This is a genomic window from Agrobacterium sp. NPDC090283 (assembly GCF_044769685.1).
Taxonomy (GTDB): domain Bacteria; phylum Pseudomonadota; class Alphaproteobacteria; order Rhizobiales; family Rhizobiaceae; genus Agrobacterium.
Genome location: NZ_JBIVYG010000008.1, coordinates 208,856 through 227,170 on the forward strand (window position 1 = coordinate 208,856; position 18,315 = coordinate 227,170).

Here is an 18,315-nt window from a genome sequence, read left to right on the forward strand (position 1 = left end):
TATGCTATTGACTTCGCCACGGCAATAACGACATTTCCGCCGCTTGTACCAAACAAGCTGTTTTTTGCTGACGTGATCCAGAAACAGATCAGGAGAATACGACCATTCGCAGACCTTTCAAAGCCGATGCCCCCGTCAAGGAGGGGCCGCGCTCCAACCGGGAAATTCGGGTTCCCAGAGTTCAGCTTATTGATGAAGAGGGCCAGAACCTCGGTAGCATGCCGACGGATCAGGCTTTGAAACTGGCGGAGGAGGCCGGTCTCGATCTCGTTGAGATTTCGCCGAACGCTGAACCGCCGGTGTGCAAGATCCTCGATCTCGGCAAGCTGAAGTACTCGACCCAGAAAAAGGCCGCTGAAGCGCGCAAGAAACAGAAGATCGTCGAAGTTAAAGAAATCAAGATGCGCCCCAACATCGACACGCATGACTATGACGTGAAGATGAAGGCTATGGGCCGTTTCTTTGATGATGGCGACAAGGTGAAGGTAACGCTGAAGTTCCGCGGCCGCGAAATGGCCCACCAGGAACTCGGCATGAAGCTTCTCCTCCAGGTGAAGGAAGACACCCAGGCGATTGCCAAGGTGGAGGCCGAGCCGAAGCTGGAAGGCCGTCAGATGATGATGGTTCTCGCCCCGAAATAATTTGCGCCGGCATTTACGGCCGCATAATCACCATCGCAAGGGGAAGTTTGCTTTCCCCGTTGCGCTTTTAGCCGACTGCGGTTATAAGCGCGCGTCCGAACGGTCCGGCAGGGCATGCCGTGGCCGTTCCTGAATAGCTTGAAATAGGCCTCGTCTGCCTGTTTCGATACAAAAACGGAGTAGCAAAATGCCCAAGATGAAGACGAAGTCCGCTGCAAAGAAGCGGTTCAAGATCACTGCGACCGGCAAGGTCGTTGCAGCCGCCGCCGGCAAGCGCCACGGCATGATCAAGCGTACCAACAAGTTCATTCGCGACGCGCGTGGAACCATGGTTCTCGCCGAAGCTGACGGCAAGAAGGTCGTCAAGAACTACCTGCCGAACGGTCTCTGAGACTTTTCCGCACATTTGGACACTTTAAGGAGATCATGACATGGCACGCGTAAAACGTGGCGTAACTTCCCGCGCCAAGCACACCAAGACACTCAAGGCAGCCAAGGGCTTCTACGGCCGCCGCAAGAACACCATCCGCGCAGCAAAGGCTGCCGTGGATCGTTCCAAGCAGTACGCTTACCGCGACCGCAAGGTCAACAAGCGCAACTTCCGCGCTCTGTGGATCCAGCGTATCAACGCTGCTGTTCGCGAATTCGGCCTGACCTACGGCCGCTTCATCGACGGCCTGAACAAGGCTGGCATCGAAGTTGACCGCAAGGTTCTGTCCGACATGGCTATCCATGAGCCGGCAGCATTCGGCGCGCTCGTCGAAGCAGCGAAGAAGGCGCTTGAGTACCTCAAGGATGCTGGTACGGCCAACGAGTTTGAAACCGCTGTAAAGTAATTACGGCGCGGACAATCTGTTGTTCATTTGAAACCCGCGCCGGTTCTCCGGCGCGGGTTTTCGTTTTTTGCAATTCAGGGCAGATTCGGCAAAGGCGTGGAACGCTTTTGATCCGAGTTTGCCAAAAGGGTGGGGCATCCGGCTTTCGGTCGGCAGGCTCCATTGGGGGCGGAAAATGCTGGTTGCCGCAAGCGAGGCGGAAAAGGCGAAGGGTTTCCACGTCCATCTCGAAGATGGCGATATCGCAGCCTTGATGCGGGCTCTGCTTAAAAGCGAGCGCCGCGTGCAGAAACTCGAACTTTCCGCAACAACCGTCTGGATCAAGCGCCAGGGCACGGAAACGCCGTCCTGGTGGATAAAGCTGCAGACCTTTCTCGCAAAGCTGCTTCCCTATACCTTCATGCGCCCATCGCCGCCGCTTGACGGTGCAGGCTTGATGCGCCGTGAACTCGAAACGCTGCAGGTCTTCAAGGCCCGCGGGTTTCCCGTTCCGCCCATCATCTATTCTTCGTTGACGGCCGTTGTCCTGGGTGATGTCGGGCCCACCATCATGGAGCGCATGGACGCGATAAAGGCCGCGAAGCCTGCGGACCATGATGCCCTGCTGGTAAAATCCGCCGAGGCGCTCGGCGAATTGCACGCGGCAGGCCTTTGCCACGGGCGCCCACATGTGCGCGACTTCTTTCTCCAGGACGGCCGCGTTGGTTTCATGGATTTCGAGGAGCGACCGCAGGAGGTCATGCCGCTTGAGACGGCGCAGGCCCGCGATATCTGGCTGCTGTTTCTGCAGGTCGCGACACGCGCCTGCGATGCGCCGAAAACCTGCGATGCGGCCTTCGCCCGCTGGCGCGAAAACGCCCCGCTCCGGGCACTTGAAGAATTAAGCCGCCTGACCGGCATTCTCGGGCGATTTTTACCGCTTGCCCGGTTGATCGGGCGCGTGCGGATGGGTAGTGATCTGCGACGCTTTATCATGGCGACCGACTATCTGATGAATGCTGTGAACCCCGAAGCCGCTCTCAAAAAAACCGGCAAGGCAGGAAAAGATGACTGAACTTGATACCTTGAAATCGCAATTGATGTCGGAGATCGCCGCCGCTGCCGATGAGCCGGCCATCGAAGCCGTGCGCGTTTCCGCGCTGGGCAAGAAGGGCTCGGTTTCGGAGCTTCTGAAGACGCTGGGCAGCATGACCCCGGAAGAGCGCCAGACCCGTGGTGCTGCCATCAACCAACTCAAGACTGAGATCACCGATCTCATCGGCGAACGCAAGAACGCCCTGAAGGATGCTGCCATCGCCGCCCGGTTGAAGGCGGAAACGGTGGATGTCAGCTTGCCGGTTCGCCAGTCCCCGGCCGAGCGTGGCCGCATTCATCCCATCAGCCAGATCGTCGATGAAATCACCGCCATCTTCGCGGATATGGGTTTCTCGATCGCCGAAGGTCCCGATATCGAGACCGATTATTACAACTTCACGGCGCTGAATTTCCCTGAAGGCCATCCAGCCCGCGAAATGCACGACACCTTCTTCTTCCAGCCAGACGAAAAGGGTGAGCGCAAGGTGCTGCGCACGCACACCTCGCCGGTGCAGATCCGCACCATGGAAAGCCAGAAGCCGCCGATCCGCATCGTCATTCCCGGCAAGACCTACCGTCAGGATTCCGACGCCACCCATTCGCCGATGTTCCATCAGGTCGAAGGCCTTGTCATCGACAAGAAGGCGCATGTCGGCAATCTGCGCTGGGTGCTGGAAGAGTTCTGCAAGACTTTCTTTGAGGTCGACAGCGTCGTCATGCGCTTCCGCCCGTCCTTCTTCCCCTTCACGGAGCCAAGCTTCGAGGTGGATATCCAGTGCGACCGTTCCGGCCCGATCGTCAAGTTCGGCGAGGGCAAGGACTGGATGGAAATCCTCGGCTGCGGCATGGTGCATCCGAACGTGCTGCGCGCCGGCGGGCTGGACCCGGACGAATATCAGGGCTTTGCCTGGGGCATGGGCCTCGACCGCATCGCCATGCTGAAATACGGCATGCCTGATCTGCGCGATTTCTTCAACGCCGATGTCCGCTGGATGAACCATTACGGCTTCCGCCCGCTCGACATGCCGACGCTGTTCGGCGGTTTGAGCGTTTAATCCGGTTAGCCAAGGAGCAAAGACATGAAATTCACTCTTTCCTGGCTGAAAGAGCATCTGGATACCGATGCGACGCTGGATGAGATTTGCGAGCGGCTGACGGCGATTGGCCTTGAGGTCGAGGATGTTGACGACAAGGCGGCATACAAGCCCTTCGTCATCGCCAAGGTGGTTTCCGCTGAAAAACATCCTGAGGCCGACCGCCTCAAGGTGCTGATGGTCGATGCCGGTGACGGCAAGCCGGTGCAGATCGTCTGCGGTGCGCCCAATGCACGCGCCGGCCTTGTCGGCGCGCTCGCACGTCCCGGCATGTATGTGCCCGGCATTGATGTCACGCTTGCCATCGGCAAGATTCGTGGCGTCGAAAGCCACGGCATGATGTGCTCCGAAAAGGAGCTCAACATTTCCGACGATCACGACGGCATCATCGACTTGCCGCAGGATGCCCCTGTCGGCACGTCTTTCGCCACCTATGCCGGCCTCGACGATCCGGTCATCGAGATCAACCTCACGCCGAACCGTCCGGATTGCACGTCGATCTACGGCATCGCCCGCGATCTCGCCGCGTCCGGTCTCGGTAAGCTGAAGACGAAGCCTGCGCCGTCCTTCAAGATTGAAGGCGCAACCCCGGTTACGGTGAAGCTGGAGCTGGACGACGCGGCGCTCTGCCCCGGCTTTTCGCTGCGCATCGTGCGCGGCGTCAAGAACGGCCCGAGCCCGAAATGGATGCAACAGCGCCTGATGGCGATTGGCCTGCGCCCCATCAACGCGCTTGTCGACATCACCAACTACATGACCTTCGATCAGGGCCGGCCGATGCACGTCTTCGACGCCGCCAAGGTCAAGGGCGATCTCACGGTTCGCCGCGCGAAAGAGGGTGAGACCATCCTCGCGCTCGACCAGCGCGAATACAAGCTTGGCCCGAACAATGTCGTCATCGCCGATGAAAAGGGCCTTGAGTCCATCGGCGGCATCATGGGCGGCGAGCATTCCGGCTGTGATGAAAACACTGTCGACGTGCTGATCGAGGCTGCTCTCTGGGATCCGATCAACATCGCCAAGACCGGGCGTTCGCTCGGCATCATCACCGATGCGCGTTATCGTTTCGAGCGCGGCGTCGATCCGGACTATATGGTTCCGGGTCTGGAACGCACCACGGAACTGGTTCTGGAACTGTGTGGCGGCGTTGCCGGCGAAGCCAGGGTTGTCGGTTACAAGGGCCATCAGCCGAAGGTCGTGGATTTTCCGCTGGCGGAAGTGAAGCGCCTGACAGGTCTGGAAGTGTCGGCGGAAGAAAGCCTCGCCATTCTCAAGGGGCTTGGTTTTGGCGTCGAGGGAACGGGCGAACGCGTGTCCGTCACCGTGCCGTCCTGGCGACCAGACGTCGATGGCAAGGCCGATCTGGTGGAAGAAGTTATGCGCATCCACGGCGTTGACAATATCAAGCCGGAACCACTGGAAAGCTTCGGCGCCGTCAACGGCCGTATTCTGACCACGCTGCAGATCCGCACCCGCACCGCGCGCCGTGCCCTGGCGAGCCGTGGCATGCTGGAGGCTGTCACATGGTCCTTCATTCCGGAAGCGCAGGCGAAGCTCTTCGGTGGCGGTTCGCCGGCCCTGAAACTCGCCAATCCGATTGCGGCCGATATGTCGGACATGCGGCCCTCGTTGCTGCCCGGCCTTTTGACCGCCGCGCAGCGCAATGCCGACAAGGGCTATGGTGACGTCTCGATCTTCGAGGTTTCCGGCACCTATGAGGGCGATACGCCTGAGAAGCAGCGCCGCGTTGCCGGCGGTGTCCGCCGTGGCACGGCCTCGCTCGCAGGCAGCGGTCGCATGTGGTCGAATGCGGCCAAGGGCGGCGGCAAGCCGGTGGATGTCTATGACGCCAAGGCCGATGCGCTTTCGGTACTCGAAGCCTGCGGCCTGCCCATGGCCAATGTGCAGATCGAAGCGGGGGCACCTTCCTGGTATCACCCCGGCCGCTCCGGCACCATCAAGATGGGTCCGAAGGTCGTGCTCGGTTATTTCGGTGAATTCCATCCGAAAACACTGTCCGAACTGGATGTTTCCGGCGCCTATTGCGGTTTCGAGATTTATCTCGATGCCATGCAGGAGCCGAAGAAAAAGGCGACCCGCACCAAGCCGGCGCTTGAGCTTTCGCCTTTCCAGGCGGTCAAGCGCGACTTCGCCTTCGTTGTCGACAAGTCGGTTGAGGCGGGCGCCATCATCAAGGCCGCGACGAGCGCCGATCGCAAGCTGATCACCGGCGTTAATGTCTTCGATATCTTCGAAGGCGCATCGCTCGGCGAAAATCGCAAGTCGGTCGCCATCGAAGTCCAGATCCAGCCGGTCGACAAGACGCTGACCGATGAGGATTTCGAAGCGCTGACGGCCAAGATTGTCGGCAATGTCGAGAAATCGACGGGCGGCGTTCTGCGCGCCTGACGGCAACTTACGGAACGAAAAAAGCCGCGGCAACTGCCGCGGCTTTTTGTTTTTTAGCGGTTGGCCAATCGGGTCATGCGTTCCGGATAACGTTCCCCCGCAACCTTCGTCGGAGAGAGCAATGCGCCGAGGCTGGCGACTTCGTCGGCCGTCAGCGACACGTCCGCCGCCGCCACGTTTTTCTCCAGATTGGCGATTTTTGTGGTGCCGGGGATCGGTACGATAAAATCGCCCTGCGCCAGAACCCAGGCGAGTGCAAGCTGGCCGGCGGTAACGCCTTTTTCGGCTGCCATGTCCTCCAGCAGCTGGATAAGCGCCAGATTGGCATCGAAGTTTTCACTTTGGAAGCGCGGCAGGCTGCGGCGGAAATCGTCGGACGCAAGCCCATCGAGGGATTTCAGCGCACCCGTCAAGGCGCCGCGGCCGAGCGGGCTGAAGGGCACAAAACCGATGCCGAGTTCACGGCAGGTTTCCAGCACGCCATTTTCTTCGGGATCGCGCGTCCATAGCGAATATTCGCTCTGAATGGCCGCGATCGGGTGAACCGCATGCGCCCTGCGAAGGGTCGCCGCGCTCGCTTCCGAAAGACCGAGGGCCTTCACCTTGCCTTCCCGCACCAGATCAGCCATGGCGCCGACCGTCTCTTCAATCGCCACATCCGGATCGACACGATGCTGGTAATAGAGGTCGATGACATCGACACCCAGCCTCTTCAGCGAGGCTTCGGCAACGGCACGAACATTTGCCGGCGAACCGTCGACCCCCTGGATCATCTCCGCCGAAGGTTTGCTGCCATCGATGCGGAAACCGAATTTGGTGGCGATGGTCACCTGGTCGCGATAGGGCTTCAAAGCCTTGCCTACGAGGGTCTCATTCTTGAACGGGCCATAAACTTCCGCCGTATCGAACAATGTGACGCCAAGCTCGACGGCGCGATGCAGAGTCGCGATGGAGCCGCTTTCATCATTCGAAGGGCCATAGGCGTGGCTCATGCCCATGCAGCCAAGTCCGAGTGCGGAAACGGAGAGGTCTTTTCCGAGAATTCTGTGTTTCATCTGCCTGTCCTTTGTCAGAGCGCGCCTTGAAAACCGTCCCGTGGTTTGGGCCGAGCATGTGTCCAAGACGCTGAATATACCCCTGGGAGTGGGTGCGGGCAAAATATAACGCCTGGTGGTGGCAAAGATAATCGCTGCAAACCCGCTCGGCTTGTTCTATCATTTAGAACAATGAACCGTGTGCAACTCTCCCAGCTGGCCGTTCTCGCCGCCGTTGCCGAAGGCCGCAGCTTCCGCAAGGCCGCGGCTGAACTCGCCATTGCGCCGTCGGCCGTCAGCCATGCGGTATCGTCGCTGGAGGCAAGCCTTGGCCTGCGCCTGCTTCACCGCACCACCCGCAGCGTCTCGCCGACGGAGGAGGGCAGGCGGCTTCTGGAAACGTTGGGTCCGGCGCTCGCCGATATCGGCGCGGTCATCGAGACGCTGGCGGAACAGGGCGGAAGGCCGGCCGGCCCCCTGCGCATCACCTTGCCGAGACTGGCCGCCGAGGATATCATCGTGCCCCGGTTGGGAGAATTCCTGCGGCTTTATCCCGATATTTCACTCGAAATCTCAACGGATGATCGTTTCGAAGATATTGTCGCGAAGGGTTTCGATGCCGGTCTGCGGCTCGGAGAGCACCTCGATGCGGATATGATTGCGGTGAAAGCCAGCGGCGCCTGGCGAGGCGCCATTGTTGGTGCTCCATCCTATTTCGCGGAAAATCCCCCGCCGCGCGATCCCAGGGATCTCATCCGGCACCGTTGCATCCGCCGTCGTTTCGCCAGTGGCCTTATCTATCGCTGGGAACTGGAGAAGAGTGGCAAGCCGCTGGTGGTCGATGTCCAGGGGCCTTTGATCCTGTCGGACCAGAGCCTCATTCGTCGGGCAGCAATCGATGGGGCAGGGCTGGCCTTCGTTTTCGAGCAGCGCGTCGAAGACGATATCAGGGATGGCAGGCTCATCCGCGTACTGGAGGACTGGTGTGCGCCCTTCGACGGCTTCTATATCTATTATCCCTCGCGCCGGCAGATGCGCCCGGCGCTGAGGGCTTTTGTGGATTTCTTCCGTTTCCGGGGATGATCAGAAGGTGATGCGATAGCGGATATGGCCGTCGCTCTTCACATAGCTGTCGTAAAGCTTCTGGGCGCGGTGGTTGTCTTCGCCGGTGTTCCAGTAAAGCCGCGACCAGCCCTTATCCTTGCAGATGGCGATAAGATCGTCCATCAGCGCCCGGCCTGTCCCTTTGCCGCGGATTTCACCATCAACGAAAAGATCTTCCAGATAGCAGTCGGGCGTCTTCACCCAGGTGGAATCATGGAAGTGGTGAATGGCGAAACCGGCCATGCGATCGCCGAGCAGCGCCACACGCATGGCGACGCGGGATGTGGGGTCGAGAATCCGCGCCCAGGTATGGTCGGTGACATCATCGGCAAGATCGACATCGTAAAAGGCGAGATAGTCGTTCCAGAGGCGCAGCCATTCCGCCCGGTCAGCCGGTTCAGCGTCACGAATTGTAAGTTCCATCTTATGCGCCCGCCTTGTCGAGAAGCGTCATCATCTCATCGGTCAGTTTCAGGTCGACGGCACGTTTGAAGCTTTCAAGCTGGGACAGGCTGGTAGCGCTGGCAATCGGCGCGGTTATCGCCTTTTTCCGCAAAAGCCAGGCGAGCGCGATATCGGCAAGTTTGGCGCCGGTCTCCACCGCCACCGCGTCCATCGCCCCCAGAACGGCAAGGCCGCGCGTGTTGACATATTCGCCGACCCGATAGCTGCGGGCGACACCCTCCGTATCGGCCTTGGCGCGGTATTTCCCGGTCAGGAAGCCGGCAGCGAGGCTGTAGTAATTGATGACGCCAATCTCTTCTTTCACACAAAGATCGGCAAGCGGACCTTCGAAATCCGCGCGGTTATAGAGATTATATTCCGGCTGCAGCACGTCGTAGCGGGGAAGATCGTTCTTCGCAGCCGTGTCCAGCGCGTCCTGAAGCTGGCTCGCAGAGTAGTTGGAGCAGCCGATGGCGCGGATTTTTCCCTGCTCCTTCAGCTTTGCGAAGGCGGCAAGCGTCTCTTCCAGCCGCACCTCCGTATCCGGTTTATGGGCGAGGTAGAGGTCGATATAGTCGGTTTGCAGCCGCTTCAGCGAAGCCTCGACGGCTTCCGCGATCCATTTAGCGCTGAGGCCGGTCTTCTCGCCGCGATTGTCGAAACCGACCTTGGTGACGATCACCGCATCCTCACGCCTGACGCTCGACTGCTTCAGCCATTTGCCGATGATCGCCTCGGATTCTCCGCCCACATGGCCGTCTACCCAGGCGGAATAGACATCCGCCGTGTCGATGGCGTTGAACCCGGCATCGAAAAAGGCGTCGAGCAGGGCAAAGGAAGTCTTCTCATCCGCTGTCCAGCCGAACACGTTGCCACCGAAGACGATCGGGGCGATGGAGAGGCCGGTGCGGCCAAGGCTTCGTTTTTCCACGGGGAATGCTCCTGTTGCTGTCTTGGTGGCAAGGTTAGCAACTGCCTGCCGACATAACCATTCAATTCCTTTGATGGCATTCATCAGGCGGCGGGAGGACTACGACAATCAGGCCTGAAAACCGCGATAGTGGCTGGGAGGGTAACGATTGTGCTGCTGCCAGACCCGCCGCAGGTGGCGGGCCGATGCAAAGCCCGCCCGTTCGGCAATGGTTTCCATATCGAGACGGCTGTTGGTGAGAATGTCACGGGCGAGATTGACCCGCATCAGGTTGACGTAGTCGATGACGCTGATGCCGGTATGCTCGCGAAACAGGCGCGACAGATGCCTTTCGCTGAGCGCGGCAATATCGGCCAGCCGCTCCAGCGACCAGTCCTGCGCCGGCTCCGCCATCACACGGTCCTGAACCCGATGAATGGCTGGATGGATATGATTGCGGCCAGTGAGCCAGGGGGAGATTTGCGGATCGCTGCCGCTGCGCCTGAGATAAACGACCATGGTTTTGGCAATACGGGCCGCGACGGCCGGGGATGTCAGCCGGGACACCACATGCAACATCAGGTCGATGCCGGTGGAAATACCGGCGCTTGAGAAGCGGTTGCCATCCTCGACGAAAAGGCGGTTCTCTGCCACCTGGGACAGCGGCGCGATGCGACGCAGCCCTTCAACGCAATCGGCATGGGTCGTGCAGTTTCGCCCGTCAAAAAGTCCCGCTTCGCCCGCCAGCAGGGCGCCGGAGCAGATGGAAATGACCGTTGTGTCGGGGCGCACTGCACGGCGCAGCCATGCCGCCAGTGCCTGCCGCTCTCGCCGGGTCTCCGGATCGTTGTCGAAGCGTGACGTGCTGCCAGAGATCAGCAGGAAAGCATTTTCCGGCAGGCTCGCGGGCAAGCTCTCCAGCCCGGAGAGCCCAAGGCCGATTGAGGACTGTTGTTCGCCGCTCGCGGCAATGTAATGGCAGATAAAATTGATGTCCCGCTGTTCGCCGTTGGCATAACGGATCACTTCGAGCGGACCGGCAATGTCTAGCAACAGCGCATGTGGCGGCACAAGCGTATAAAAGGGAATGGTGCGCGTGCCGCCTTTGTCCATCAGGCTGCCTCTTTTACCGTGGCAAGCGCATCGTTGACGGTGGCGATGCGCGCGAAGCGACCGGCAAGCACGAGTTCGGTCCGTTTGCGGATATCGTCCGGGCTGAAGACGGTGCCGGAGGCATGTGTCATCGGGAAAGTCAGTGTTGCTTCGGTAACGTAGTCGACGCTGTAGCCAAGATCGGAAGCGTGCCGGGTGGTGGTTTCGCAGCATTGCTCGGTGCGGATGCCGGAGACGATCAGCCGGTTGATACCCTTCTGCGTCAGCCAGATTTCGAGGCCGGTGCCGGCAAAGGCCGAATGGCGGTTCTTGTGAAAGGTGACATCAGGGGTAATCCGCACCCCGTCCAGTGCACGGATATAGCCGCTGTCTTTCGAGAAGGCCTTGTCGCCATCGACATGGAAGATTTGCACGACGGGAATGCCCGCAGTTTTGGCGCCGTCGATCAGCGCCTGCTGCTTCTCCAGATAGGTGGCAAGCTCGCTTTCTTCGAAATAGGGGGCGTGCCGAAAGGATTCCTGAACGTCGATAACAAGCAGTGCTGTATGGGAAGAGGACATTTCATGTTTCTCCATTGGGTTCATACATAGCATAATTCCCCCTATAAGGTCAGGAGAAAAGCAGATATCCCGACAAAGAGAGGACAAATTAAGCCATCTATAATTCTATCATGCCCTGCGGCTTGTCAGGAGGCGTGACGGTGGTAAGTTTCCGATGGATGGCAGAGCGGGAGAATGGAATGCTGCGCTTCGGAATAATCTCAACGGCGAAAATCGCTCAGGATCACGTCATTCCGGCGATACAGGATGCACAGAACTGCGTGGTCAGCGCCATCGCCAGCCGGGATATCGTCAAGGCGCGCGCGGTTGCGGACCGTTTTTCCGTGCCTCATGCTTTCGGCTCCTATGAGGAAATGCTGGCATCCGATGTCATCGACGCGGTTTACATTCCGCTTCCCACATCGCAGCACGTGGAATGGACCATCAAGGCGGCCGATGCCGGCAAACATGTTCTGTGCGAAAAGCCGATTGCTTTGAAGGCAGGGGAGATCGACACCCTCATTACCGCGCGCGACCGCAACCGCGTTGTCATCTCGGAAGCCTTCATGGTCACCTATGCGCCCGTCTGGGCGAAGGTGAAGGAATTGCTGGCCTCGGGCGCGATCGGGACACTGAAGCATGTGCAGGGTGCTTTCAGCTATTTTAATCGTGACCCCGGCAATATGCGCAATATTCCCGAACTGGGTGGCGGTGCCTTGCCCGATATCGGCGTCTATCCGACCATCGTCACCCGCTTTGCCACGAATGCGGAGCCGAAACGCGTGCAGGCTACCGTCGAGCGCGATAAGGAATTCGGCACCGATATCTATTCCAGCGTCAGGGCCGATTTCGGTGATTTCGAACTGAGCTTTTATCTGGCGACCCAGCTTGCCGCTCGCCAACTGATGGTTTTCCATGGCACGGACGGCTACATCGAGGTCAAGTCGCCCTTTAACGCCAATCGCTGGGGTTCGGAAGAGATCGAGCTGACCAATCAGGCCCATAACCAGTCGCAGATCTTCCGATTTCAGGATAGCCGTCAATATAAGCTGGAGGCGGAGGCCTTTGCCCGGGCGGCGAAGGGTGAGGGTGACGTCGTCACGCTGGAAAGCTCGAGGAAGAACCAGCTTTTCATCGACGCTATCTATCGGGCGGCGGAAAAGGATGGCTGGGAAGCGGTTTAATCCTGATCTTGCCGTTGCTTTTGAAGCCGCCAATAACCGTAAAGCGCCAGCACCAGTGCCGCGAGCGCTGAAAAGGCAAGCGGGACGAGTGGCTGCACCAGCGGGTTACGCCACTGCAGCAGGGCAAACAGCCCGACGCTGACGATGCGTGAGGTGAGTGTGACGGCATTCGTCAGAAAGCTGTTCAGCCTGGCCGATGCCTCACCATTTGCACGGTTCAGCCGCCAGCTTGTTGCAAGCCCTGCTGCTGCGCCCGGCAAACGGGCGGCCAACGGCTCGACGCCGAGATTGAAAATAAGCAGGCAGGTAACGGCAAGGTCAGCGGCCAGTCCGCAAATCTCGGTTAGCGCAAAATGCGGAAGCCTCAAGGCCGTAAGCTTTTAAAGCGTAGGCTGGGTGGAACGCGGGCGCTGCAGCACCAGAAGGCTGATAACGACACCCACGACGCCGAAATTGTAACCGGCGAGTGCCAGAAGCAGCGACATCAAGGACACTGCCGCCGAAGAAAGTGCGATCGCTACGCCATAGGCGGCGATAATCATCATGCAGATAAAAACGATGCTGAAAACCGAACGGAGCGCAACTGCGGTTACGCCGAGCACTGTGGCGGTAAGAAAAATCATGATGCCGCCTCCTCTTTGGTTGTCGGGCCTGGGGCAAGACGTAACGCCGTCTTCCCTAATGAACCCTTGTTTTCTCCTCCAATCCCCATTTTCCTAACTCGTTAGTTGAGGATATGGTTTCATCGTCGTTAAAATGGGGCGTGCCGGCGCCGGCATTTCCGAATCGACGGGTTTTGGTTACAAACGGGCATGAGCGATATCTTCTCCCACGCAGCATTGAGCAATCTTGCCGAATTCTCGGTCTCCGAACTGTCGGGTTCCATCAAGCGAACGGTGGAGACGGCTTTCGAGCAGGTGCGGGTGCGCGGCGAGATTTCCGGCTATCGAGGGCCGCATTCTTCGGGACACGCCTATTTTTCGCTGAAGGACGATCGCGCCCGCATCGATGCGGTGATCTGGAAAGGCACGTTCTCGCGGCTGAAATTCCGCCCGGAAGAGGGTATGGAAGTGATTGCCACCGGCAAGGTAACCACCTTTCCCGGATCGTCGAAATATCAGATCGTCATAGAAAGCCTTGAACCGGCCGGTGCCGGCGCACTGATGGCGCTGCTCGAAGACCGCCGCCGGCGTCTGGCGGCGGAAGGGCTGTTCGATCCGGCCCGCAAGCGTCGCCTGCCGTTCATGCCGCATGTCATCGGTGTCGTCACCTCGCCCACCGGCGCGGTCATTCGCGATATTCTTCACCGTATCTCGGATCGTTTTCCCGTGCATGTCGTCGTCTGGCCGGTCAAGGTGCAGGGCGAAGGCTCGGGCGAGGAGGTGGCGAATGCCATTCGCGGTTTCAACGCGCTGAAGCCAGGTGGCGAAATTGCGCGGCCGGATGTGCTGATCGTCGCGCGTGGCGGCGGCAGTCTGGAAGACCTCTGGAGTTTCAACGACGAAATCGTCGTGCGTGCGGCTGCCGAAAGCGAAATCCCGCTGATTTCCGCCGTCGGGCATGAGACCGATACGACCTTGATCGACTACGCCGCCGATGTACGTGCGCCTACACCGACGGGCGCTGCCGAAATGGCGGTGCCGGTGCGGGCGGAACTCGAAGCGCAGCTCTCCGGACTTGCCGCGCGTCTTTCAGGCTCGGTATCGCGGCAGATGGACAATCGCCGTCAGGGCGTGCGGGCGCTGGTGCGCGCGCTGCCGTCTCTCGATCAGCTTCTGGCCCTGCCGCGCCGCCGTTTCGACGAGGCCGCGAGCGGTCTCGGCCGCGGGTTGGAAATGACAACCCTCAACAAGCGCCGCGCCTTCGAACGCTCCGCCTCGGGTCTCAGGCCTGAAACGCTGCTGAACGGTCTCAAACAGCACAGGCAACGAATTACCGAGCGCATGCACCGGGCAGAGGCCCTGGTGGAGCGCCGTCTGCTGCAGGGAAAAGGCCGTGTCGATGCCTTCGATTCCGCGCTGCGTTCGCTTCCCGCCCGTCTGCTCGGCCAGCTGGAGCGGCAGAAGGAACGCACCATCACCGCCGCACGCCGTGCCGACACAGCCGTGCTGCACCGCATGACGCAGAACCGTGCGGGCCTTGCCGCCCATGATCGCATCCTGCAATCGCTATCTTATAAAAACGTGTTGAAGCGTGGTTATGCCGTGATCCGCGATGAGGAAAACCGGCCGCTGACCCGTGCAGCGGCCATTGCCTCCGGTGCGGTGGTATCGATGGAATTTGCCGATGGCCGCGTCTCGGCCATTACAACGGGAGAGGGCGCGCCATCCCCTGACACTCCCGCAGTGTCAAAAAAGAAGCCGGCGAAACCGGCTTCTTCCGGCCCTGGCAATCAGGGCAGCCTGTTCTGATCAGATCGATGCAGCATCTGAAAAACGCCGGCTGACGGTGAAGGTCTTTTCGATGTCTGGATGCAGCTCCATGCCAAGGCCGGCCCCAGGCGGCACGGTGATCATGCCGTTTTTCACTTCCGGCAATGCGGTGACGAGATCGCGATACCAGGTCTTGTAGAAGGCGCGCACGCTTTCCTGCACCAGCGCGTTTGGCGCATTGAGCGACAGATGGGTGGAGGCGCAGAGCACCACTGGCCCGGTGCAATCATGCGGGGCGACCGGCAGATGCCAGGCTTCCGCCATGGAAGCGATCTTGCGTGCCTCCGAAAGCCCGCCGCACCAGCTGATGTCAAGCATCACCACACCGGCCGCACCCGTTTCCAGGAGATCGCGGAAAGCCCAGCGGGAACCGAGCGTCTCCGATGCGGAAATCGGCGCGGGCGAAACGGTGGCATAACGCGTCAGGCTGGAAAGGCTGTCCATCTTGATCGGGTCTTCATGCCAGAAGGTCTGGTAGGGGGTGAGGGCCTTGGCGATCTGCATGGCGGGCAGAAGCTGCCACATGGAGTGAAACTCCACCATGATATCCATCTTGTCGCCCACTGCCTTGCGGATTTTTTCGAACGGCTCAAGCGCGCTTTTGAGGTCCGGCATCGAAATATATTGGCCGCGCGTCTTTTCCGCCGCCGCATCGAAGGGCCAGATTTTCATAGCCGTGATGCCGTCTTCCAGCAGCGAATGGGCCAGTTCGTCAGCGCGGTGAAGGAAGCCGTTGAGGTCGTCATAGTCCTTGCCGCTGGAAAGGCCGTAATTGGCCGTCTGCTGCCCGGTTGCCTTCTTGATGTATTCGGTGCCCGCGCAGGTATTGTAGGTGCGGATTTCCTTGCGGCTGAAGCCGCCGAGAAGCTGGGCGATCGGCTGGTTGGTGGCCTTGCCAAAAATATCCCACAGCGCGATATCGAAGGCGGAATTGCCACGCACTTCCGCGCCCGATGAGCGGAAGCCGAGATAACCGACGAGGTCTTGCGCCAGAAGGTCGATTTGCAGCGGATCGCGACCGATCACGCGGGGCGCGATATATTCATGCACATAGGTCTCCACCGTCTCCGCTCCGAAGAAGGTTTCGCCAAGCCCGGTAATGCCCTCATCGGTATGGACCAGAACCCAGAGCAGGTTCGTCCGTTCCGCCACGCGGACGGTCTCGAGTTTTGTGATTTTCATGAAGTGTTTCCTCCTCCAGAGGCAGGTCGTGTTCCGTATGGAACGGTGTTTGAAAAATCAGGCGATGCCGGCGGCCAGAAGCGCGTGCACGCTTTCATCGAAATGCCGCGCCATCAGCGTTGAGGCTGTTTGTGGATCGCCGGCGGCAATGGCCTGCCCTATGGCGATGTGAAGCTCGCTTGCGGCATGGCGCTGCGCATCGGATGTGCGGCTTTTCCAGCCGATTGGCCATGTCTGGCGCGTCACGTTCTGGAAAGCGCCGAGAATGAGCTCGAAAACCGGGTTCTTGGAGGCCCTGGCGACGGCGAGGTGAAAGGCAAGGTCGTGTTCCATGACCTTGTCATTGTCACCGAAATCCCGCTCCATGTTGTTGGCGTGGTCAAGAATGGTGAGTGCTTCCGCATCCGTCCGCCTGAGGGCCGCGAGCGTCACGGTTCTGACTTCGATCGTGCGGCGCACATCGTAGATCTGCTGGATATTGATCTGTTCGGTATGAATGCCGTGCTCGAACATCAGCGACATGGCGCCATGATCCAATGTCGCCACCGTTGCGCGCTTGCCGGCGCTGACATCGATCAGCCGCATGGCCGACAAAGACCGGAAAGCCTCACGGACGACAGTGCGCGAAACGCCGAGCTGCTGCGAGAGCGAAAGCTCGCTGGGCAGCTTCGCGCCGGGCGCAAGTTCGTTTTCCCTGATGTGACGGGTGATCGCGCCGATCGTGCTGCTGACGAGACCGGATTCATTTGAAATGGCGTTATACATTTTTCCTCCAACCTGTAGTACAGGTTTATGGAGAATTGCTTACAGGGTTTTTGGGCGCGAAACAAGCGCCATCACGAAGCCCTGGTGTGTTTATTCGGCCGAAAAAGCCTATTCTTCGAAATCCCGCAAAAAACGTTTCAGCAGCTGGTTCAGCGTCGCACGCTCTTCTTCGCTGAGACCGGCGACCAGGCGGTGCTGGTTTTCGACGTGAGCGCCTGCCGCTTCCTCGACAATGGCAAACCCCTGTTCCGTCAAAGATATCAAGACGCTGCGCCGGTCGTTCGGGTTATGTATGCGCTCCACCAGCCCGGCTTTTTCGAGCTGGTCGATCCGATTGGTCATGGTGCCGGAGCTCACCATCGTCATGGCCAGAAGATCGCCGGGGGAAAGCCGGTAGGGTGAGCCGGAGCGCCGCAATGTCGCCAGCACATCGAAAGCGGAAGAGGAAAGCCCGTGCTTCAGCAGCACCGCCTCCACCTCCCGGCCGAGATGGGTGCTGAGACGGTTCAGGCGCCCGAGCAGCCCCATGGGGCCGACATCGAGATCGGGTCGCTCCCTGCGCCATTGCGCCAGAATGTGGTCGACGTGGTCCAGCGGTTCTTTGCTCATCACCAAGGCATAACAATTGATGTCTTGACGTCAAGATAAAATCGGCTAGATTGCATTTATCTTGATATAGAGATTCTTGAAATGAAGAAAAATACGACCTATGCCGCCGATGTGCTGGTGACCGCCCTTGCCCCCGCCATCTGGGGAACCACCTATTTCGTCACGACCGAATTTTTGCCGCACGGCTATCCCTTCCATGTCGCCATGCTGCGCGCATTGCCGGCCGGTGTGCTTTTGCTGCTTTTCGTGAGAAGGCTGCCGCAAGGTATCTGGTGGCCGCGCAGCTTCATTCTGGGGGCGTTGAACTTCTCGTTCTTCTGGGCGATGCTTTTTGTCTCGGCCTATCGGCTGCCGGGCGGCGTGGCTGCCACGGTGGGCGCAGTCCAGCCGCTCATCGTCATTGGCCTTTCCCGGCTGTTTCTCGCGGCACCCGTCCGGCCGCTGGCCATCGCGGCCGGTTTTCTGGGCATTGTCGGCGTCGCGCTTCTGGTTCTGGCGCCGGGTGCTGCGCTGGATGGTATCGGTGTGGCCGCGGGTCTTGCCGGCGCCGTATCCATGGCTTTTGGAACGGTGCTGACCCGCAAATGGCGACCGCCGGTGTCGAACCTCACATTCACTGCCTGGCAATTGACGGCGGGCGGCATTCTGCTGCTGCCCGTCGCCTGTTTCCTGGAGCCTGCCCTTCCGACGCCGACAGCGGCCAATATTCTCGGCATGGCCTATCTGGGTCTTATCGGTGCCGCCTTGACTTATTTCCTGTGGTTTCGCGGGCTTGCCCGCATCGAACCCTCCGCCGCGGCATCGCTCGGTTTTCTAAGCCCGGTCGTTGCAACCCTGCTTGGCTGGCTGGCGCTTGGCCAAAGCCTCGCGCCAGCGCAGATCGCCGGTTTCGTTGCGGTGCTTTTCAGCATCTGGCTCAGTCAGCGCAGCCAGTTGCCGCGATAG

General features: G+C 59.7%; 20 protein-coding genes. 10 read left to right on the forward strand and 10 right to left on the reverse strand.

Annotated elements, in window-relative coordinates:
- The first annotated feature begins 104 nt into the window (after positions 1-104).
- The 6 genes from infC (at position 105) to pheT (ending at position 6,054) form a co-directional block, all read left to right on the forward strand.
- Positions 105-641: a translation initiation factor IF-3 gene (infC, locus tag ACIQUH_RS14300; protein ID WP_078051391.1), complete on the forward strand. Its 537-nt coding sequence runs from the start codon at positions 105-107 to the stop codon at positions 639-641.
- A gap of 187 nt (positions 642-828) precedes the next feature.
- Positions 829-1,032 (forward strand): 50S ribosomal protein L35, encoded by a 204-nt coding sequence (rpmI, locus tag ACIQUH_RS14305; protein ID WP_003493355.1) that lies wholly within the window; start codon positions 829-831, stop codon positions 1,030-1,032.
- A 40-nt stretch (positions 1,033-1,072) separates the two neighbouring features.
- Positions 1,073-1,477: a 50S ribosomal protein L20 gene (gene rplT / locus ACIQUH_RS14310; protein ID WP_003493358.1), complete on the forward strand. Its 405-nt coding sequence runs from the start codon at positions 1,073-1,075 to the stop codon at positions 1,475-1,477.
- Between the two features lie 175 nt (positions 1,478-1,652).
- Positions 1,653-2,531, forward strand: coding sequence for a phosphotransferase (locus tag ACIQUH_RS14315; RefSeq protein WP_400816117.1), 879 nt, complete (start codon positions 1,653-1,655; stop codon positions 2,529-2,531).
- Positions 2,524-3,606: a phenylalanine--tRNA ligase subunit alpha gene (pheS, locus tag ACIQUH_RS14320; RefSeq protein ID WP_400816119.1), complete on the forward strand. Its 1,083-nt coding sequence runs from the start codon at positions 2,524-2,526 to the stop codon at positions 3,604-3,606. The genes ACIQUH_RS14315 and pheS overlap by 8 nt, the downstream gene beginning before the upstream one ends.
- A gap of 24 nt (positions 3,607-3,630) precedes the next feature.
- Entirely contained in the window at positions 3,631-6,054 is a 2,424-nt protein-coding gene (gene pheT, locus ACIQUH_RS14325; protein ID WP_400816121.1) for a phenylalanine--tRNA ligase subunit beta, read from the forward strand.
- A gap of 53 nt (positions 6,055-6,107) precedes the next feature.
- Here the strand turns inward: pheT and ACIQUH_RS14330 are convergent, their stop codons facing one another.
- The gene (locus tag ACIQUH_RS14330; protein ID WP_400816123.1) at positions 6,108-7,109 is read right to left on the reverse strand and encodes an aldo/keto reductase; all 1,002 of its coding nucleotides are present in this window, start codon (positions 7,107-7,109) and stop codon (positions 6,108-6,110) included.
- A gap of 171 nt (positions 7,110-7,280) precedes the next feature.
- Here ACIQUH_RS14330 and ACIQUH_RS14335 point away from each other — a divergent pair, with 171 nt between their 5' ends.
- Positions 7,281-8,171: a LysR family transcriptional regulator gene (locus ACIQUH_RS14335; RefSeq protein ID WP_400816125.1), complete on the forward strand. Its 891-nt coding sequence runs from the start codon at positions 7,281-7,283 to the stop codon at positions 8,169-8,171.
- Here the strand turns inward: ACIQUH_RS14335 and ACIQUH_RS14340 are convergent, their stop codons facing one another.
- The 4 genes from ACIQUH_RS14340 to ACIQUH_RS14355 all read right to left on the reverse strand — a co-directional run bounded on the left by ACIQUH_RS14340 (position 8,172) and on the right by ACIQUH_RS14355 (position 11,219).
- Complete coding sequence (locus ACIQUH_RS14340; protein WP_400816127.1) at positions 8,172-8,615, reverse strand: GNAT family N-acetyltransferase; 444 nt, start codon at positions 8,613-8,615, stop codon at positions 8,172-8,174. It abuts the gene before it with no gap.
- A 1-nt stretch (position 8,616) separates the two neighbouring features.
- On the reverse strand, positions 8,617-9,567 hold the full coding sequence (locus tag ACIQUH_RS14345) for an aldo/keto reductase (protein WP_400816129.1): 951 nt from the start codon (positions 9,565-9,567) through the stop codon (positions 8,617-8,619).
- Between the two features lie 108 nt (positions 9,568-9,675).
- The gene (locus ACIQUH_RS14350; protein WP_400816131.1) at positions 9,676-10,659 is read right to left on the reverse strand and encodes a GlxA family transcriptional regulator; all 984 of its coding nucleotides are present in this window, start codon (positions 10,657-10,659) and stop codon (positions 9,676-9,678) included.
- Positions 10,659-11,219 carry a cysteine hydrolase family protein gene (locus tag ACIQUH_RS14355; protein ID WP_400816135.1) on the reverse strand — a complete coding sequence of 187 codons (561 nt, stop codon included), beginning with the start codon at positions 11,217-11,219 and terminating at the stop codon, positions 10,659-10,661. Before ACIQUH_RS14355 ends, ACIQUH_RS14350 begins: the two co-directional genes overlap by 1 nt.
- Positions 11,220-11,398: 179 nt before the next feature.
- Here ACIQUH_RS14355 and ACIQUH_RS14360 point away from each other — a divergent pair, with 179 nt between their 5' ends.
- On the forward strand, positions 11,399-12,382 hold the full coding sequence (locus ACIQUH_RS14360) for a Gfo/Idh/MocA family protein (RefSeq protein ID WP_400816137.1): 984 nt from the start codon (positions 11,399-11,401) through the stop codon (positions 12,380-12,382).
- Here the strand turns inward: ACIQUH_RS14360 and ACIQUH_RS14365 are convergent.
- The gene (locus tag ACIQUH_RS14365; RefSeq protein ID WP_400816139.1) at positions 12,379-12,750 is read right to left on the reverse strand and encodes a hypothetical protein; all 372 of its coding nucleotides are present in this window, start codon (positions 12,748-12,750) and stop codon (positions 12,379-12,381) included. The genes ACIQUH_RS14360 and ACIQUH_RS14365 overlap by 4 nt on opposite strands.
- A gap of 12 nt (positions 12,751-12,762) precedes the next feature.
- The gene (locus ACIQUH_RS14370) at positions 12,763-13,005 is read right to left on the reverse strand and encodes a hypothetical protein (protein ID WP_400816141.1); all 243 of its coding nucleotides are present in this window, start codon (positions 13,003-13,005) and stop codon (positions 12,763-12,765) included.
- Between the two features lie 189 nt (positions 13,006-13,194).
- Between ACIQUH_RS14370 and xseA the strand changes: the two genes are divergently transcribed.
- On the forward strand, positions 13,195-14,793 hold the full coding sequence (gene xseA / locus ACIQUH_RS14375) for an exodeoxyribonuclease VII large subunit (RefSeq protein ID WP_400816143.1): 1,599 nt from the start codon (positions 13,195-13,197) through the stop codon (positions 14,791-14,793).
- Here the strand turns inward: xseA and ACIQUH_RS14380 are convergent, their stop codons facing one another.
- From ACIQUH_RS14380 to ACIQUH_RS14390, 3 genes are all read right to left on the reverse strand, one after another.
- Positions 14,794-15,996, reverse strand: coding sequence for a mandelate racemase/muconate lactonizing enzyme family protein (locus tag ACIQUH_RS14380; RefSeq protein WP_400816145.1), 1,203 nt, complete (start codon positions 15,994-15,996; stop codon positions 14,794-14,796).
- Positions 15,997-16,053: 57 nt separating this feature from the next.
- Entirely contained in the window at positions 16,054-16,761 is a 708-nt protein-coding gene (locus ACIQUH_RS14385; protein ID WP_400816147.1) for a FadR/GntR family transcriptional regulator, read from the reverse strand.
- A 108-nt stretch (positions 16,762-16,869) separates the two neighbouring features.
- A complete protein-coding gene (locus tag ACIQUH_RS14390) occupies positions 16,870-17,370 on the reverse strand; it encodes a MarR family winged helix-turn-helix transcriptional regulator (RefSeq protein WP_400816149.1) in 501 nt (166 codons plus the stop codon).
- A gap of 81 nt (positions 17,371-17,451) precedes the next feature.
- Between ACIQUH_RS14390 and ACIQUH_RS14395 the strand changes: the two genes are divergently transcribed.
- Positions 17,452-18,315 carry an EamA family transporter gene (locus ACIQUH_RS14395; protein WP_400816151.1) on the forward strand — a complete coding sequence of 288 codons (864 nt, stop codon included), beginning with the start codon at positions 17,452-17,454 and terminating at the stop codon, positions 18,313-18,315.